The organism is uncultured Veillonella sp., assembly GCF_937981445.1.
GTDB lineage: Bacteria > Bacillota > Negativicutes > Veillonellales > Veillonellaceae > Veillonella_A.
This window is the reverse complement of sequence record NZ_CALJON010000016.1, coordinates 1-17847: the sequence shown is the minus strand read 5'-3', so window position 1 is coordinate 17847 and position 17847 is coordinate 1. Positions and strand designations below refer to the sequence as shown.

Genomic DNA, 17847 nt, shown 5'->3' with positions numbered 1-17847 from the left:
CTCTTCTTATACTTTCATGTACTGTTTCAAAGAAATAGTAGAGCCAATGGCACCTACTAAAATACCTACGCCAAATAAAATGGCAGTTAAATCATAGAAAAATGGAACCATTGGTACTAAAGGCAAGAAGGCTAAGGAGCTTTCTACTTCTAATGTTATGAAATGGTAAAACTCCCATACACAGGCAGCGGCAATAGCAGCGCCAATGAAACCTAAAAGCATGCCTTCAATAAGAAATGGCCAACGAATGAACCAGTTAGTAGCCCCAACGTATTTCATAATGCCAATTTCTTTACGACGGGCAAATACAGTTAAGCGAATTGTATTGGAAATAATGAAAAGTGTAGCACCTGCTAAAAAGGCTATTAACGCAATCCCACCAATGCGAATAACTTGTGTAATTTTAAAAATCTGTTCAATTACATCTTGACCATAATGAGCGCTTTCTACTTCTGGATAGGTTGTAACAAGTTTAGCCGCTTCTTTTACTTCTTCTGGATTTTCAAAGGTAATCACAAAAGAGGAAGGCAATGGATTATTGCCATCTAAGGCCGCCACTAAGCCTTGTTGTTCCCCTAAACGCTCTTTAAAGCGCTTCATAGCTTCATCTTTAGACACAAATTCTAAATTTTTAACATTATTCATGTCTTTTAATTTATTTTGCACATTATTGATTTGATTTTGGTTTAAGCCATCTTTTAAATACACACTAATCTCAACTTGGCTTTCCAAATTAGAGGCTAAGTTATTTAAATTCACAACCCCACAGGTAAACACACCTAAAATAAACAAGGATAGTGCTACTGTAGAGATTGACGCTAATGTCATAAGACCATTGCGGCTCATTGATTTTAACGCTTCTTTAACAAAATATCGAAAGGTTCTAAGCTTCATTAAATTCGGCACCTCGCAATCTATCATTTACAACGCGACCTGCCTCTAATGCAATGACACGCTTATTTAAATATTTAACCATTTGCATATCATGGGTAACCATTACGATAGTTGTACCTGAATTATTGATGCGCTTGAAGAGCTCAACAATATCCTTACTTGTATTAGGGTCTAAGTTACCAGTTGGCTCATCTGCAATGAGTACTAATGGTTTATTAACAATAGCACGGGCTATGGCCACACGTTGTTGTTCACCACCACTTAAGTCTTGTGGTAAATCATTAGCTTTATGAGCTAAACCAACTAAATCGAGTACATGTTCCACTTTTTCCTTAATGCGTTTTGGCTTTTCTTCAATAACTTCGAGAGCAAAGGCAATATTTTCAAATACTGTCTTGCTTGGTAAAAGTCTAAAGTCTTGGAATACAATGCCTAAACGACGACGTAAATATGGAATTTTACGTTTTTTAAGGCGTGTCACATCCATGTCATTTACAATTACAGTACCTGATTCAGGCACTACTTCATGGGATAAAAGTTTGATAAAGGTTGATTTACCGGCCCCACTAGGTCCGCAAATAAGTACAAATTCGCCTTTTTCAATATGTATAGTTACATCATCCAAAGCAAGTGAACCATTGTCATATACTTTGTTAACGTGATTAAATTCTATCATTGATATTGTCCTTTACTATTTGCGTTTTATTGCTGTTTGTGCGGCTTCTACAATATGTTCAGCAGTTAAACCATATTTTGCCATTAATTCTTTTGGTGTACCAGATTCACCGAAAGTATCATTGGTACCTACGCGGATCACTGGTACTGGTTTATGCTCAGTAACAACTTCTGCTACAGCAGCGCCTAAACCACCAATAATATTATGTTCTTCAGCTGTTACGATAGCACCAGTTTCAGTAGCCGCTTTAATAATAGCATCAGCATCAATTGGTTTAATAGAAGCCATGTTAATAACACGGGCACTTACGCCTTGTTCTTTTAACATCGCCGCAGCGTCTACAGCTGGGCCAACTAAGGCACCACAAGCAATAATAGATACATCAGTACCTGCTACTAGCTCAGTGGATTTACCTGGTGTAAATGTGTAGTTTTCAGGTGTTACATCGGCTACGCCAGCACGGCCTAAGCGAACATAAACAGGACCATTATACTCTGCTGCCCAACTTACAACAGCCTTTGTTTCAGCTTCATCAGCTGGAACGATTACAGTTAAATTAGGAATGGCACGCATGCATGCAATATCTTCTAAACTTTGATGGGTAGCACCATCTTCACCTACTGTAATACCTGCATGAGTGGCACAAATTTTTACATTAAGTTTAGCATAACATACCGCATTTCTCACTTGTTCAAAAGCACGGCCTGTAGCAAACATGGAGAAGGAAGATACAAATGGAATCTTGCCTGCTGCTGCAAGACCTGCCCCAACGCTAATCAAATTTTGTTCAGCAATCCCTACATTGAAGAAACGTTCAGGAACTACTTTTTTAAATGTATCTGTTTTAGTAGATTTAGATAAATCTGCATCCAATACTACAATATTTTTATTTTTTGCACCGATTTCAGCTAATGCTGCACCGTACGCTTCACGAGTTGCCTTACCCATCTTACACCTCCAAAAGTTCTGCCACAAATTTTTCACATTCTTCAGCACTAGGCGCCTTGCCATGCCAGCCAGCTTGGCCTTCCATTTCTTTAACGCCCTTGCCTTTTACAGTATGCATAACAACTACAGTTGGTTTGTCAGTAACTGCTTTTGCGGCTTCAATCGCATCATGTAACTCATCTAAATCATGACCATTAACTTCAATTACATTCCAATTAAAGGCAGCAAATTTTTCGCCAATAGGAAGTGGAGACATAACTTCTGTAATATCGCCATCAATTTGAAGGCCATTATAATCTACAAAAGCTGTTAAATTGTTAAGTTTATAAAAACCAGCAAACATAGCGGCTTCCCAAACTTGACCTTCTTCTAATTCACCATCGCCTAAAATGGAATATACGCGAAACTCTTTATTGTCGATTTTACCAGCTAATGCCATACCACAAGCAGCGCTAATGCCTTGGCCTAAAGAACCTGTAGACATATCAACACCTGGTGTATGCTTCATATCAGGATGACCTTGTAAAATATGGTCAATTTTACGTAAATGTTGAAGTTCGTCTTTAGAGAAGAAACCTTTTTCAGCTAAGGTAGCATATAAAGCTGGTGCTGCATGGCCTTTGGATAATACAAAACGGTCACGATCAACCCATTTTGGATTAGCAGGATCTACCTTCATCTCTACAAAATATAGTAGAGACATAATGTCGGCAATAGATAAGGAGCCACCAGGATGACCTGATTTAGCAGCCGTAACCGCCTTTACAATACTAACACGAATCTCTCTTGCCTTTTCCTGAACTAGTGCTTTTTGTTCAGCATTTAACTTTGTCATAAAGACCCTCCATTCCATTAGGAAACAAGTAAATTCTACTTACCCATTCTTACTTAATAAGGATAACGCAATATGCGCATTTTTTAAAGACTCTTCGCGAAGCTCAGCCACGCGTTGTAAGGATTTTTGCTGTAACGCCGCATCTTCTAATAATTCAGATGCCGCTTTATATACCATTTCACTGCGCAAGGACTCAAGAGTACCTACGGGCTCCTGTCCTATCATGTGCAAGAAATTAGTTATTTTAGGATCATAGGAAATACCAACTACTGGCTTTTCCATTAAGGTAGCAAACACTAATGCATGTAAGCGAACGCCGATTAGTAAGTCCATACAACCTTCTAAAGCCAATAGCTCTGTAGTTGTGTATATACTTTCTAAAATAACAGGCTCGCTCTTCATAAGGGAGCTAATCATCTTAGCTTCCCCTGTATCAGCAGGATGTTGCATAGGAATAAATACAATTTGCGCATCTAGTTCACAATGTAAACGATCTAATGCCGTAGCTAGCTCTTGACGATAGGCTCTAAAATCTTTCCAATTTCGTACTGATACACCTACACGATAGCGTACACCAGATAATTGGTACTCTTTTAATAATCGCTTACCAATTGTAGTATCTACAGGATGCATAGCTAAAACAGCATCCGCAGTCACTTCAATAGGAACTTCTGTTACGCCCATCGATTCAAGCTCTTGCTTAGATTTTTCATCACGCACCGTTATCATAGATACTTTGTTAAGAACTTGACCAACTAATTTGCGAGCTCGTTCACGTCGTAAAGGCCCAATCCCCTGTGCATATAACATAACGCGTTTGCCCAAAGTCGTGGCTAATGTGATGATACTTAAATAGTAATACAAGCTTCGCTTACTCGTCACGTCTTGGAGTAAACTACCTCCGCCACTAATTAATAAATCACAGCGACCGATGGCATTTAATATGCCAAACATATCAAAGCGACCTACTGCTTTAACACCATGATGTTGAGTTGTTTGTTTAGGATTACCAGAAATAACTGTAATATCCGCATCGGGGATGACTTCTAAAATAGCTTCTAAAATAGCCGCTAACATAGCTTCATCACCAGCATTACCAAAACCATAATACCCTGAAATGACCAATTTAGTCATGAGACACCTCCCGTGACTGATTCCAACGAGTAATATAGGCTAAGAAGCGGAATAATAAAATCGCCACAATACCGGCAATAATGCCAAACCAAAGGCCATCAAGGCCGCGGGCAATACTCATAAGTACAGGAGTTCGCAAATGACAGAAGGTTTCTACTAAGGAACCAATGCCGATTACACCAGCTATGGTAAATAGAAAATGTAATACCATAGGCCAACGACGCAAGAATGCAAAGGATGCCAACATTAAAGCAGGATGTCCAATTAAAAATTCTTTTTCACGAGGTCTTGCGTAAAGGGTATTTTCTAAGAAACGGCGCAAGGCAATTTCAAAGCTTGGCACAGGCACACCTGCCGTATGTCCACTACGTCCAACAAATACCCAAGCAGCAGCACCTAAGAAACCAAAGATTAAAATCATATAAAGTTTTACATCTACAGTTAAAAACTCTTTAATAAATGTCTTAGAGTCTTCCACGCTGCTTATAGTCTTCCCTTTCCATAATGGAAAGCGCTGTAAGTAAGCGATAGCCGTAAGAATAATAGGCGCTACGAAAACTAATTTTACGCCTCTAAAGAGGGCGAATTCCATAAAGAATCGAGTGTTCCCTAGTAAGGCGGCAATCATCATGCCCCCAATGGCCGCAAAAAAGGCTGCGCCTACTAAATAGCCAATGGACTCTAAGGTCGCCCGCCAAGGGCCTAATGGCGTAGAGTGACTTCGCGCTATCCAGCAATCCATCAGTAATATAATGGCCACCACTGGCGCCGTTATAGCCGCCGCAAGAGACCAAATTTGACTAATCAAGGTGCCATGAGTAATAGCATAAAATACGACAGAAATTAATAATAAAGTAAAATTAAACACTAATTGTTTATTGCGGCTCATAGGCAATAACAAATGAACCATCCAAGTAAAGAGTGCAATAGAACCACTTAATGTTAGTATTGCCGCAATAGGGCTTGGCTTATATGGAGGGTAAATACTTGGACGACCAAAGGTAAAACCGCGCGGTTCCAATTTTTCTTTTACTTCCTTCATATATTCAATACTTGTTTCAAGGGCTGTTTTATTGCCTACTCCTTCTTCATAGATCGGGAATAGATTGTAGCGAATATTTCGCTCAATATCACTGATATAAAACCATTGAGATACTTCTTCTGGGGACAATTTCTTGAGCGATTCTTTTTGAATCGTATATAAACGGCCCACACTGTATTCATCGGCAATGGCCAATTCAGTAAAACCTACTTGCGTATCATATTGTAATTGGTTCACTGCTTCAATACCAGCTACAGGGATTCTCATAGATTTTAAGCGCGCATCTAATAAGTCGAGATTATTAGGATAGCCCAACACTTCTTTACCTACGAATACCATGCCAGTTACATTGGGAACCCCTTCTAAGCGATCAAGTACATGATTTACATTGTCGCGGCTTCCATTTTTAAAATTAGTCGGTCTGGCAATAACATTAAAGCCTAATTGACTTACTTCTAAGGCTTGAAGACGAGAAATACTCAACTTCATGTCCATTAATGCTTCATTAGGCTGCGTCAAAGCTAAAACAGGACCTTGTACAGACCAAAGTTCTTGTACTTTTTCATCACCTAAGCGCGCTTGTAAATCTTCTTTTATTTCTTTGAAATATCCTTCTTTACCATATACTGGTGCTACATAGGTAATACCAGGTGTAGGTTGTGCATTATAAAGATGTAAAGCAGCTGCTTCTTCACCTTTATATACTTTAATATCGCCGCTATCACTGGCTTTAGCCAAGGTGCGATCATAAATCGCCATAGCTGTAACGCCTGCATCCTTAAGTGCTTTTAAGGCATCTTCCGTGCTGCGTTTTTCAAAAGATGCGGCCCGTAATACAGCATCATAGTCAACTATATTTTCTATTTGTTGTTGAGTATGTTCTACTTGATAGCGTTGATGTACTAAAAAGAGACTCGCACATAAGCCCACTAAAATGAGCACCATTAATATGGGCGAAAATCTTCGTTTAATTCTTTGTATGTCTTTCACAATAGAACCTTTCTTACTTTGCTATAGGACTTACATAAAGATGTAATTCACCATTTACAGTTTCAATACGGTCTGCCTGAACTGGAATTGGGAATTCTGTAAAGTCATAAATAACAATTTGTTTTAAAACGGCTGATGTTAAACCACCAATGCTAGAACCATTAATTTCAAAACGGTCTGGAGAGAATACGAGGGAATTATTTTTTATTTCTAATTTCCCTTTAATATTCGCCGTCCCTTTAATAAAGCCCATGTCTACAGAGCCTACTACATTGATGCCATTGGAGTTAATATCCACTTCTTTAATTTGAAGTCCCTTGATATTTTTCTCCATAAAAGTTTGTAAATCAGACTCAGTAACAGTGCCTTCAATTTGACCTTTGCCAATTTCGCTAATCTCTAATTTATGATTTACTAATAAATCAAAGGCATTAAATTGCATATCTTGTACATCTAAATGTACATCCGCAAAGGTAAGGTGACCTAAGGTTACACCTTCTAATTCACCGCGCAATGCATCTACATCACCTAAGAGCATCTTAGCAGCAGGTGAGGACTCTACCACTAAAGTCGTAGAATCTGGATTCAGCTTACTGTTTATTTCTCGTTCTAATTGACTTTTTACAAAATCAGGCAGTAATACTTGTGCTGCTACTAACACAGCTACAATTATAACTACTAAGGCAATAATAAACTTTTTCATAACTTTTGTATGCTCCTACAATTAATTAAACTTTTAAATTAGCTTCTTTCTTTAAGTATCCTTCAATAAAATTATCAATAGTACCATCCATAACGGCTTGCACATTACCTGTTTCAACACCTGTGCGATGGTCTTTAACTAAATTATAAGGATGGAATACATAGGAACGAATTTGACTGCCCCATTCAATGGCCTGGTAGGTACCGCCAATCTTTTCTTTTAACTCTGCTTGCTTTTCTAGTTCTAATTCAAATAACTTAGCGCGCAAGAGTTTCAAAGCCTGATCGCGGTTTTGAATCTGTGAGCGTTCACTTTGACATTGCACTACAATCCCTGTAGGAATGTGAGTCATACGAATAGCAGAATCAGTTTTATTAATATGCTGACCGCCGGCTCCACTAGCGCGATATGTATCGACACGCACGTCTTTCATATCTAGGTGAATGTCTACAGTATCATCGATTTCAGGCATTACATCTACAGCAGCAAAGGAGGTATGACGCCGTGCATTGGCATCAAATGGTGAAATACGGACTAAACGATGAACACCTTTTTCAGATTTAAAATAGCCAAAAGCATTTTCACCTTGAATTAAGAAGGTCGCACTTTTTATGCCCGCCTCATCGCCTGGCTGCTCATCCATCATAGTAATGCTATACCCATGTTGCTCAGCCCAACGCAAATACATGCGAATCAACATACTCACCCAATCCTGCGCCTCCGTACCACCAGCACCGGCATGGAATGTTAAAATAGCATTATTTTTATCGTATTCGCCACTTAAAAGAAGTAATACTTCGCGGCGTTCCACTTCGTCTTCAATATGTTTAACCAAATCAGCAATTTCTGGCTCTAAAGAAGCATCCTCTTCTTCAATAGCCATTTCAAGCATCAATTTAGCATCTTCAATTTCACCTACTAATGATTTATAACCATCAACAGCATCCTTTAATTGGGTGGCTTCCTGGGAAATTGCTTTTGCTAAATCTGGGTCATTCCAAAATTCAGGGTCACTCATTTTAACATCTAATGTAAAGATTCGATCTTCCTTTTGAGCGATGTTAAAGTGAATCCCTCATTCCATATATACGCTCCTCCAAATTGTCAATAGGTCCTTTTAAATCCTCTAACAACAGGTTCACCTCTTTCTTAAAATCATATCCTATAAATGCAGAAAATGGCCGTGCCAAAGGTAAGCCCCGGCAACGAACCATTCTGCGTTGGTCTAATCTACATTTTGCGGTTCCAACACATCATCATGATGGGTTTGCGCATTAGCCAGGTGGTCTACTGGTGTTTCTTCACTTGCCACATCGTCATTTAATTCTACACGGATGCGGTATAAGTACATAACAGTATCTTCTTGAATGGCGTCAATCATAGCTTCAAACATATCATATGCTTCAAACTTGTATTCTACCAATGGATTCTTTTGACCATATGCGCGAAGGCCAATACCTTCACGAAGCATATCCATGGAATCTAGGTGTTCCATCCATTTGCTGTCTACAATTTTTAGCATAACGGCTTTTTCCAAAGCTCTCATATTAACTTCACCAATAAGAGCTTCTCGTTTAGCGTATTCTTCATGCGCAATAGAAATTAATTTCTCTTGTAATTCGCCACGGCCATATTCTTCCATTTCTTCAACAGTCAATGTACCTGGCTCTAAGAAGAAGAGTTCTAATTGTTTTAATAAACCTTCATAGTCCCATTCTTCTGGATATAATTTTTCATCAGCATATTGATTCATCGCCTTAAGAACAATGGCATCTACCATATCCATAATTGTATCTTTTAAGGATTCATTACCAAGAATCTTACGACGTTGTTCGTATAATACCTCACGTTGCTGATTCATAACATCATCATATTCAAGGATATATTTACGAATATTGAAGTTATGATTTTCTACTTTCTTCTGAGCACGTTCAATAGATTTAGTGATGAGAGAATGTTCGATTGGTTCATCCTCTTCCATGCCTAATTTATCCATCATGCTCGAAATATTGTCAGCCCCAAAGATACGCATCAAATCATCTTCAAGAGATAAGAAGAATTGACTCGATCCTGGGTCCCCCTGACGACCAGAACGGCCGCGAAGCTGATTGTCAATACGACGGCTTTCATGGCGTTCGGTACCCAAGATGTGAAGACCGCCAAGTTCAGCAACACCTTCACCAAGGCTAATATCTGTACCACGTCCAGCCATATTAGTAGCAATTGTTACCATGCCGCGCTGACCAGCATTTTTAACAATTTCTGCTTCTTTTTCATGATGCTTAGCATTCAATACATTGTTAGGAACACCACTCTTAAGAAGCATATCACCAAGCTCTTCAGACTGTACAATGGAAGTAGTACCTACGAGCACTGGCTGACCTTTTTTATGACGTTCCACCACGTCTTTAACTACGGCCTTGTACTTAGCCTTCTTGGTTTTGAAGATTAAGTCTGGTAAATCCTTACGAAGCAATGGTTTGTTTGGTGGAATTTCATATACTTCAAGACCATAAATATTGTTAAATTCTTGTTCTTCTGTTTTCGCTGTACCAGTCATACCAGACAATTTATTGTACATACGGAAATAGTTCTGGAATGTAATGGACGCTAAGGTTTGGCTTTCACGTTCTACTTGAAGACCTTCTTTGGCCTCAATAGCTTGGTGTAAACCTTCAGAATAACGACGACCAAACATTAAACGACCTGTGAATTCGTCAACAATAACTACTTTACCATCTTTTACTACATAATCTTTATCGCGATGCATCATAGCATAAGCACGTAAAGACGCAATAAGTAAATGGTTAAGCTCTAAGTTAGCAGAATCGTATAAGTTTTCGATTTTAAGCATTTTTTCCACTTTCGCAATCCCTGATTCAGTAGGGGCAATCGTTTTTTGCTTTTCATCGATTGTGTAGTCTTCATCTTTAACCAATTTAGGCACAATGCTCGCTAATGTATAGTAGCTATCTGTAGAGCGTTCACCAGGACCAGAAATAATAAGTGGCGTACGCGCTTCGTCAATTAAAATGGAGTCTACTTCATCCACAATAGCATAGTTTAATGGACGCTGTACCATTTGATCCGCATGAACTACCATGTTATCACGAAGATAATCAAAGCCAAATTCATTATTTGTACCATATGTAATGTCCGCAGCATAGGCCATTTTACGCTGATTGTAATCTAAATTAGCTACAATCAAACCTACACTTAAGCCTAATGAGCGATATAATTTCCCCATCCACTCACTGTCACGGCTCGCCAAATAATCATTAACAGTAACTACATGTACACCTTTACCTGTTAATGCATTTAAATATACTGGCAAGGTAGCCACTAAAGTTTTACCTTCACCAGTACGCATTTCCGCTATGTTACCACGGTGTAATGTAATACCACCAATTAACTGTACATCGAAGTGACGCATGCCAAGAACACGCTTGGAAGCCTCACGAACTACAGCAAATGCTTCAGGTAAAATATCGTCTAATGTTTCACCTTTAGCAAGGCGATTTTTAAACTCCTGAGTTTTTGCTGCTAAAGATGCATCACTTAATGAATTTAATGATGACTCAAGACCATTAATTTGCTCCACAATGGTGCGCATCTTCTTAATTTCTCTAGCACTATTATTACCAATCCAACGTTGTATAAAATCAAACAACAAAATCAACTCCTTAGGTTCGTATATTGCATATATACATATTCAATTTATTATATCACAAAGTCAATAAAAAACAAAAAAATGATAACGAATCCCTACTGGGAAATTCGTTACCATTTTACTGTTCTTAACTTCTATTAAATAGTTTGATTAACTATTTATTTTTTCACATCATATTATTACACTATAGGGCAATTCACAGAGTCCACCATAGTACTTAGCCTAAGTATTTTTATAAATATAATTTATTATTTACTTTCAGGCACATACCATAGACCATTGTTGTGAGTGTTAATATATTCTTTAAATTCTGCGGAATTATAGGCATCTTTTAAGTCTTTAGCCCATTGTGTATCTTTGTTCTTTTCTAACACTACCAATTGTAATAAAAGATGAGGTAAAATATCTTCCTTCATTAGAGCTGTAGCTGGATCAATTTTCGCATTATATACAATGGAACCAGTTATTACAATAAAGGCAAAGTCTGTACGCACAGATGGAATTGTTAAAGATTTCATTTCCACGAAATTTAAATTGTGTGGATTTTCTATAATGTCAGCCTTAGTTACTGTAGATAAATCTTTACTTGGATCTAATTTAATAAGACCTGCCTTTTGAAGTAATGCATAAGCCCGTGCCGTATTAGAGGCATCATTAGGAACCGCAATGGTATCGCCATTAGCAATTTGACTTAAATCAGATTTAGCACCTGGATAAATGCCAGCCGGTACAGTTGGAATTGGTGTTAGCGCCACTAAATGACCACCTTGTTTATTGTTAAAGTTTTCCATATAGGCTGTATGTTGTTCTACATTGAAGTCCACTTCACCATCTTTAAGGGCCACATCCGCTTGCACTAAATCTGACATATCGCGGGCTGTAATCTTATAGCCTTTTTTCTCTAAAATAGGTTTTACACCTTGTTCAAATAATTCAGAATAAGGGCCTTGGGATTTACTGAACACTAATTCTTTTTTATCAGCCGATGCTGAATCATTGCCACAACCAGCTAATAACACAGCTCCAAGGGCAACAGTGAGTGCTAATGCACCTAATTTTTTAAAACCTGTCAATTTCATAATACTCCTACTTTCTTTTCTCAAAAATATTAATGATTGCGCATTTTAAAAGCAAAATGATTACCTACAGTTTGTATAATTTGAACAAAAATAACTAAAATTACAACAGTGAATAACATGAGTGGGAAATTAAGTCGTTCATATCCATAAGTAAGGGCTAAGTCGCCCACCCCACCAGCACCTATTGCACCAGCCATAGCCGTAGCCCCTATAAGGCCAATAGTGCCTGTAGTAACCGATAGGATAAGAGATGCTTTCGCTTCAGGCAAAATGAAATTCCAGACAATTTCAAAATGTGAAGCTCCCATAGCTTGAGCTGCTTCAATAATCCCTTTATCTACATCGAGCAAGGAGTTTTCAAACAAACGCGTCAAATACGGTGCAATAAAAATAACTAGTGGGACCAGTGCTGCTGTGGTACCAATACGAGTTCCTACAAGCAGTTTCGTAAGTGGTAAAATAAACACCATCAGTATAATAAATGGCACACTGCGGACAATATTAACAATTGTATTTATCGTGGCAAATACATAATCATTGCGTAAAATTCCATCCTTATTAGTAAGAACAAGTACGACCGCCAAGATAAGTCCTATAAGAGATCCAATGATAAGAGACACGAAAACCATGTACAAGGTCTCTTGCGCAGCAAGTAAAATTTGTTCGTGAGGCACTCCTAAATCTGGCATCATAAAGTCACCACCTCCCATTCCAATCCATTGTCTGCAATATAAGTTTTAACATCTTTGATAGCTTCTGTAGAGCCCACCACCTGCAGAATAAATATGCCTAACGCCGAATCTTGCAATTGATTTACAGAGGCAAATATAATATTTGTTTCTACTTCGAATTTACGATTAATTTCGTATATTACATGTTTAGTCACTGTATCGCCTAAGAAGCGTACCTTAATCAATTCGTAGGGTCTTGTATCCTGTTCCAAATTAGTCACAATACTTTGAGGAATTTTTTCAGGAATTACAGTCTGTACAAATCGTCGTGTCATTGCTTCTCTTGGATGACTAAATACATCGATAATGCTGCCCGTTTCAACAACCTTACCTAGTTCCATAACGGCTACGCGATTACAAATCTCTTTAATAACTTGAATTTCATGCGTTACTACTAAAACGGTAATATTAAACTCTTTATTGATGCGTTTTAAAAGCTCTAATATGGCCTCCGTTGTTTCTGGATCTAACGCACTGGTTGCTTCATCACATAGCAAGATGGATGGGTTCGTAGCTAACGCGCGGGCAATGCCTACCCTTTGTTTTTGACCACCTGATAATTGAGTCGGATATGCCTGTGCTTTATCTGGTAAATTAACAAATTCTAATAATTCTTTAACCCGTTTATCAATGTTCTCTGCACTAACTTTATTCAATCGTAAAGGAATGGCAATATTGTCATACACTGTTTTAGAATTAAGCAAATTAAATGACTGAAACACCATGCCTATATTCTTGCGCACTTGCCGTAGTTCATTATGACTAAGGGCATTAATATTTACGCCATCAATGAGTACCTCACCACTAGTCGGTGTTTCCAAAGCATTGACCATGCGCAGCAAGGTTGATTTGCCGGCACCACTAAAACCAATAATGCCAAATATATCACCATCTTCAATCGTCAAGTTCACATCTTGAAGGGCCTTAACAGTTTGCTTTTTTACAACAAATTCTTTATTAATATGCTTTAGTTCAATCATAGTTCACCTCCTATAAGGTACAAAAAAAGGACCATCCGCCTCCATGACAGAGGCGGTGGCCCGCGGTTCCACTCTGTTAACAATCTAGCTCATTTATATGCAGTGATAAGCTATGATTGATCTCAAATACCATAACGGTGGCTCGCCGTGAAAATCTACTACAGTTTCGACTTTCCCACTCCCAAAGGCATTCCCTATATTGACACTATAACAAGCTCTCAGCCTTAGCTTGTCTCTCTGTATAGATAACATATAGGTACTTATTTTGATCATCGTGTTTATATTTTAAAACATACTAATATAATAGGTTTTAAACTTATAATTGTCAACACGCAAAAAAGTAAAGGTAAAAAGAAATAAATGTAATACCAGTAATATAAAATGAGAGCTAGTTACTAAGTAACCCGCTCTCATCATACTATTCAATTATAATAAGCATATTAAATTGTATCAATGACCTATAGCAGTCCCTTCAGGGATGGACCTTATAATTCAGGTTCAATTAAACCATAGGAGCCATTTTTACGGCGATATACTACATTCATGATTTCTGTATCTGCATTGAAGAACATAAAGAAATCATGACCTACTAAATTCATCTGCATAATCGCTTCTTCAACACTCATAGGACGTACAGCAAAGCGTTTCCTACGTACTACATCAATAGTTTCCTCTTGAACTGGAACTTCAGGAGCATACGCATCAGGTTGGAAGCCCACTTCTTTCTTGAAGCGTCTTGCTAAACGAGTTTTATATTTATGAATTTGACGTACAATCTTATCAACAACTAAGTCAATAGCTGCATACATATCTGCATTAGAAGATACACCGCGAAGAACGATTCCTTCAACGAAGCAAGTTAACTCTACTACACGATTTTCTTTTTCAACAGAAAGTACTGCTTGAATGTCAAAAGGTGACCCAAAATAACGGGCTAGTTTCTCTACGCGTTTTTCCAAATATTCACGTAAAGCTTGAGTTACTTCTAAATTTTTACCTCTTACTGAAACTTTCATATGCAAACATCCTTTCTTTCAAGCTTTAAAAGCAAAGCTTGTTGGTTATACTTACTTATTCTACAAGGAGTTTTAAATCTCCTTCTTTTTTTCAAAAAAATTTTAAATATATACCAATAGAACTATATTTATAAAATGTACTAAAAATATGTTAATAGAAATGTACTATTAGAAATTTGCTAAAAGATGTATCTTAAAGAAGTATGTTAAAAGAAGTATGCTAAAAGAAGTGTGTTAAAAGAAGTGTGTTAAAAGAAGTGTGTTAAAAGAGTGTGTTAAAAGAAATCCGCTATTGGAATTTTGTCCATGAAAATGTAGAGTTGTAAGACTAAATGTGGTTCAGAGATTTCATTGACCATAATATAAAAAAGACCGGCCTAAGCCGGTCATTTTTTGAGTTAGTTTTATACTTTACGAACGTTAGTCGCTTGAGGTCCACGTTCGCCATCTTTAATTTCAAATTCAACTTCTTGACCTTCGTTCAAGGATTTGAAGCCATCTTCTTCGATAGCTGTGTAATGTACGAATACATCATCACCGTTTTCTCTTTCAATAAAACCAAAACCTTTTTCTGCACTAAACCATTTAACTTTACCAAGCATAACAAAATCCTCCTAAAAAATCCTTGCTATAGAGTACTTCAAGTACTCTTTGCTTATGGTAGCATAGAGCGAATTAAAATACAAGGATAATAACTGTCATATGCAATAATTGTATATTGTAAAGTTTTTCTTATCCTATTATGCAAAAATAAACATTATGTTAAAATCACAAAAAACTCCTTCATAATTGTAATAGAATATGTGATTTTTAGCCATTCTTTTTTAAATTTGATTATAATAAATTATTTTCAAGGCATTTCTAAAAATTTATATCTATTAATATATAATCAAGACGCTCTCATTACTTAAAGGTATACCGTATTATAACAAAAAGGTTAACAATCCTTCAAGATTGTTAACCCTTTTTTAGTAAATTCTATAATTTTATCAAGTTTATTTGAATAATATAAAATTTTTATAAGACTTCATTATGATTTTCTTATAATTTTATAATATTTTTGATAAGAATAACTTAGTTCTCTCATTCTGCGGATTATCAAATACTTGTTCTGGCGTACCATCTTCAAGAATTTCCCCACCATCTACAAAGAGTACACGATCAGCCACTTCTTTAGCAAACTTCATTTCATGAGTTACCACGACCATGGTCATGCCATCGCCAGCTAGACTCTTCATTACATCGAGCACTTCGCGCACCATTTCAGGGTCAAGAGCCGATGTCGGTTCGTCAAAGAGCATAACTTTTGGTTTCATCGCTAAAGAGCGAGCAATAGCCACACGCTGTTGTTGACCCCCTGATAATTGCTCTGGATATGCATCAGCCTTATCTTCTAATCCTACGCGCTTTAATAATTCTCGAGCAGTTGTTTCCGCTTCGGCCTTACTCATTTTGCGAATCTTTTGAGGCGCTAAGGTAATATTGTTAAGTACGCTCATATGAGGGAATAGATTAAAACGCTGGAATACCATGCCCACTTCGGCGCGCACTTTATTAATATTCTTTTTATCGCTTAAATCCATGCCATCAACAATAACTTTACCTGAAGTAGGCTCTTCTAAATAGTTCATACAACGAAGAACTGTACTTTTGCCTGAACCAGAAGGACCAATGATTACCACTACTTCACCAGCATTAACAGTTAAATCGATGCCTTTTAATACATGCAATTCACCAAATTTTTTATGAACATCAATTAATTGTATCATTTAATTTTATATCTCCTTTCAAGGTACGCTACAAGTTGGGAAATACTTAATGTCATAACTAAGTAAATTAAAGCTACGGCTGACCAGATTTCAAAAGACCCATACGTTCTGGCAATAATTAATTGGCCACGACGAGTCAATTCTTCGAAACCGATAACAGATACTAAGGAAGTATCTTTCATCATAGCAATAAATTCATTCCCCAATGGAGGTATAATCGCTTTAAACGCTTGTGGCATAATAATATAACGCATTGTTTGAGCCCAAGTTAAACCAAGGGAACGGCCTGCTTCCATCTGCCCTTTGTTAATGGATTGAATCCCAGCACGGAAGATTTCCGATACATATGCCCCAGAGTTAATACTACAAGCTGTAACCGCTGCAATATAAGGATTAATAGGCTGATGTAATAATTTTGGCAAGGCAAAGTATATCATAAAGATTTGCACAAGCAAAGGTGTTCCTCGGAATAATTCTACATAGCATTTTACTAAAATACGCACGATTTTAAAGCGAGATAAGCGTGCTAAAGAAGCAAACATACCAATAATAAAACCACAGCCCACACTCATGGCTGTAATTTGAATTGTAATCCCAGCCCCAGCGAGGAGTAGGGGGAAATTATTCCAAATCAAACTCCAATCAAACATCATAAAATCCTTTCTTTTCTACCTACAAACTATAAAATGAATACTAATTTTAATATTACCTTGTAATATTATACAGATAATACAATACGCTATAAAATGTCCATAAAACCATGTAAATTACTAGATATTATAAAAACATTTACAACACATTATAGTTGTATCATTATACATTGTCAATAGTTATTTAATCATATTTTTATAAGCTAAGGCTAAGCGTTTAACAGCCTCAACAATTTGTGCTTCATCGACACCAGAAAAATTAACCCGAATATATGATTTATTATGCATACCTACTAAAAATGCTGATCCAGGAATTACGAGCACCCCTGCATCTAAGGCTGCCTCAAAAAAGGCCATGTCCTGTATGCCCTCAGGAAGGGCTAACCATAGAAAGAAACCGCCTTCTGGGCTTTGAAAAGTAAACTCTGGTAACTCCGTTTTAAATGCTTTAATCATAGTATACATACGCTTTTTATACATTTCGCACATAGCTTTTACATGACCTTTATAGTCATACTCAGCCATATAGGTGGCAGCAATGACATGGTCTGGAATGCTACTGTGAATATCACTTTGTTCTTTTACTAAACTTAGCATTTGAATAACATCTTGTGTGCCTTTTAACCAACCTAAGCGCAAACCTGGACTTAAGGTCTTGGATAAACTTCCCATAAATACAACTTGTCCTTTTGTATCATAATATGCTAAGGCCTTGTAGGGTTCATGGACA

General features: G+C 37.3%; 17 protein-coding genes and 1 other annotated feature. All 17 genes read right to left on the bottom strand.

All coding sequences use genetic code 11. The annotated features are described in order from the left end of the window. Positions 1 to 6 precede the first annotated feature (6 nt). Positions 7 to 894: a permease-like cell division protein FtsX gene (ftsX, locus tag Q0376_RS03690; RefSeq protein WP_298704271.1), complete on the bottom strand. Its 888-nt coding sequence runs from the start codon at positions 892 to 894 to the stop codon at positions 7 to 9. After that, positions 884 to 1570, bottom strand: coding sequence for a cell division ATP-binding protein FtsE (gene ftsE / locus Q0376_RS03685; protein ID WP_298704213.1), 687 nt, complete (start codon positions 1568 to 1570; stop codon positions 884 to 886). Before ftsE ends, ftsX begins: the two co-directional genes overlap by 11 nt. A gap of 15 nt (positions 1571 to 1585) precedes the next feature. Next, positions 1586 to 2518: a transketolase family protein gene (locus Q0376_RS03680; RefSeq protein WP_298704211.1), complete on the bottom strand. Its 933-nt coding sequence runs from the start codon at positions 2516 to 2518 to the stop codon at positions 1586 to 1588. A gap of 1 nt (position 2519) precedes the next feature. Further along, positions 2520 to 3353 carry a transketolase gene (locus Q0376_RS03675; RefSeq protein WP_298704209.1) on the bottom strand — a complete coding sequence of 278 codons (834 nt, stop codon included), beginning with the start codon at positions 3351 to 3353 and terminating at the stop codon, positions 2520 to 2522. 39 nt (positions 3354 to 3392) lie between these two features. Then, positions 3393 to 4487, bottom strand: coding sequence for a polysaccharide pyruvyl transferase CsaB (gene csaB, locus Q0376_RS03670; protein ID WP_298704207.1), 1095 nt, complete (start codon positions 4485 to 4487; stop codon positions 3393 to 3395). Further along, a complete protein-coding gene (locus tag Q0376_RS03665; RefSeq protein WP_298704269.1) occupies positions 4480 to 6474 on the bottom strand; it encodes a DUF5693 family protein in 1995 nt (664 codons plus the stop codon). The genes csaB and Q0376_RS03665 overlap by 8 nt, the downstream gene beginning before the upstream one ends. Before the next feature lie 58 nt (positions 6475 to 6532). After that, the gene (locus Q0376_RS03660; protein WP_298704205.1) at positions 6533 to 7222 is read right to left on the bottom strand and encodes a DUF2993 domain-containing protein; all 690 of its coding nucleotides are present in this window, start codon (positions 7220 to 7222) and stop codon (positions 6533 to 6535) included. Positions 7223 to 7247: 25 nt separating this feature from the next. Further along, a protein-coding gene (gene prfB / locus Q0376_RS03655) for a peptide chain release factor 2 (protein ID WP_298704266.1) occupies positions 7248 to 8355 on the bottom strand; the annotation gives its coding sequence in 2 pieces (ribosomal slippage) (positions 7248 to 8297 and positions 8299 to 8355; 1107 coding nt in all). 92 nt (positions 8356 to 8447) lie between these two features. Beyond that, positions 8448 to 10892 (bottom strand): preprotein translocase subunit SecA, encoded by a 2445-nt coding sequence (gene secA, locus Q0376_RS03650; RefSeq protein ID WP_298704203.1) that lies wholly within the window; start codon positions 10890 to 10892, stop codon positions 8448 to 8450. Positions 10893 to 11140: 248 nt separating this feature from the next. Further along, on the bottom strand, positions 11141 to 11971 hold the full coding sequence (locus tag Q0376_RS03645) for a MetQ/NlpA family ABC transporter substrate-binding protein (protein ID WP_298704201.1): 831 nt from the start codon (positions 11969 to 11971) through the stop codon (positions 11141 to 11143). 29 nt (positions 11972 to 12000) lie between these two features. Beyond that, the gene (locus Q0376_RS03640) at positions 12001 to 12663 is read right to left on the bottom strand and encodes a methionine ABC transporter permease (RefSeq protein ID WP_298704199.1); all 663 of its coding nucleotides are present in this window, start codon (positions 12661 to 12663) and stop codon (positions 12001 to 12003) included. Then, a complete protein-coding gene (locus tag Q0376_RS03635; RefSeq protein WP_298704198.1) occupies positions 12660 to 13682 on the bottom strand; it encodes a methionine ABC transporter ATP-binding protein in 1023 nt (340 codons plus the stop codon). The genes Q0376_RS03640 and Q0376_RS03635 overlap by 4 nt, the downstream gene beginning before the upstream one ends. Positions 13683 to 13727: 45 nt before the next feature. After that, positions 13728 to 13964, bottom strand: a binding site (T-box leader). A 203-nt stretch (positions 13965 to 14167) separates the two neighbouring features. Beyond that, positions 14168 to 14698, bottom strand: a complete 531-nt coding sequence (gene raiA, locus Q0376_RS03630; RefSeq protein ID WP_298704196.1) for a ribosome hibernation-promoting factor, HPF/YfiA family — start codon at positions 14696 to 14698, stop codon at positions 14168 to 14170. Between the two features lie 404 nt (positions 14699 to 15102). Beyond that, positions 15103 to 15300 (bottom strand): cold-shock protein, encoded by a 198-nt coding sequence (locus Q0376_RS03625; protein ID WP_295788962.1) that lies wholly within the window; start codon positions 15298 to 15300, stop codon positions 15103 to 15105. Positions 15301 to 15747: 447 nt separating this feature from the next. Continuing rightward, positions 15748 to 16467: an amino acid ABC transporter ATP-binding protein gene (locus Q0376_RS03620; protein ID WP_298704194.1), complete on the bottom strand. Its 720-nt coding sequence runs from the start codon at positions 16465 to 16467 to the stop codon at positions 15748 to 15750. Beyond that, complete coding sequence (locus Q0376_RS03615) at positions 16464 to 17120, bottom strand: amino acid ABC transporter permease (protein ID WP_298704191.1); 657 nt, start codon at positions 17118 to 17120, stop codon at positions 16464 to 16466. The genes Q0376_RS03620 and Q0376_RS03615 overlap by 4 nt, the downstream gene beginning before the upstream one ends. Before the next feature lie 177 nt (positions 17121 to 17297). Further along, positions 17298 to 17847: aminotransferase class I/II-fold pyridoxal phosphate-dependent enzyme (locus tag Q0376_RS03610; protein WP_298704189.1), on the bottom strand; the 550-nt coding region annotated here is incomplete at its 5' end.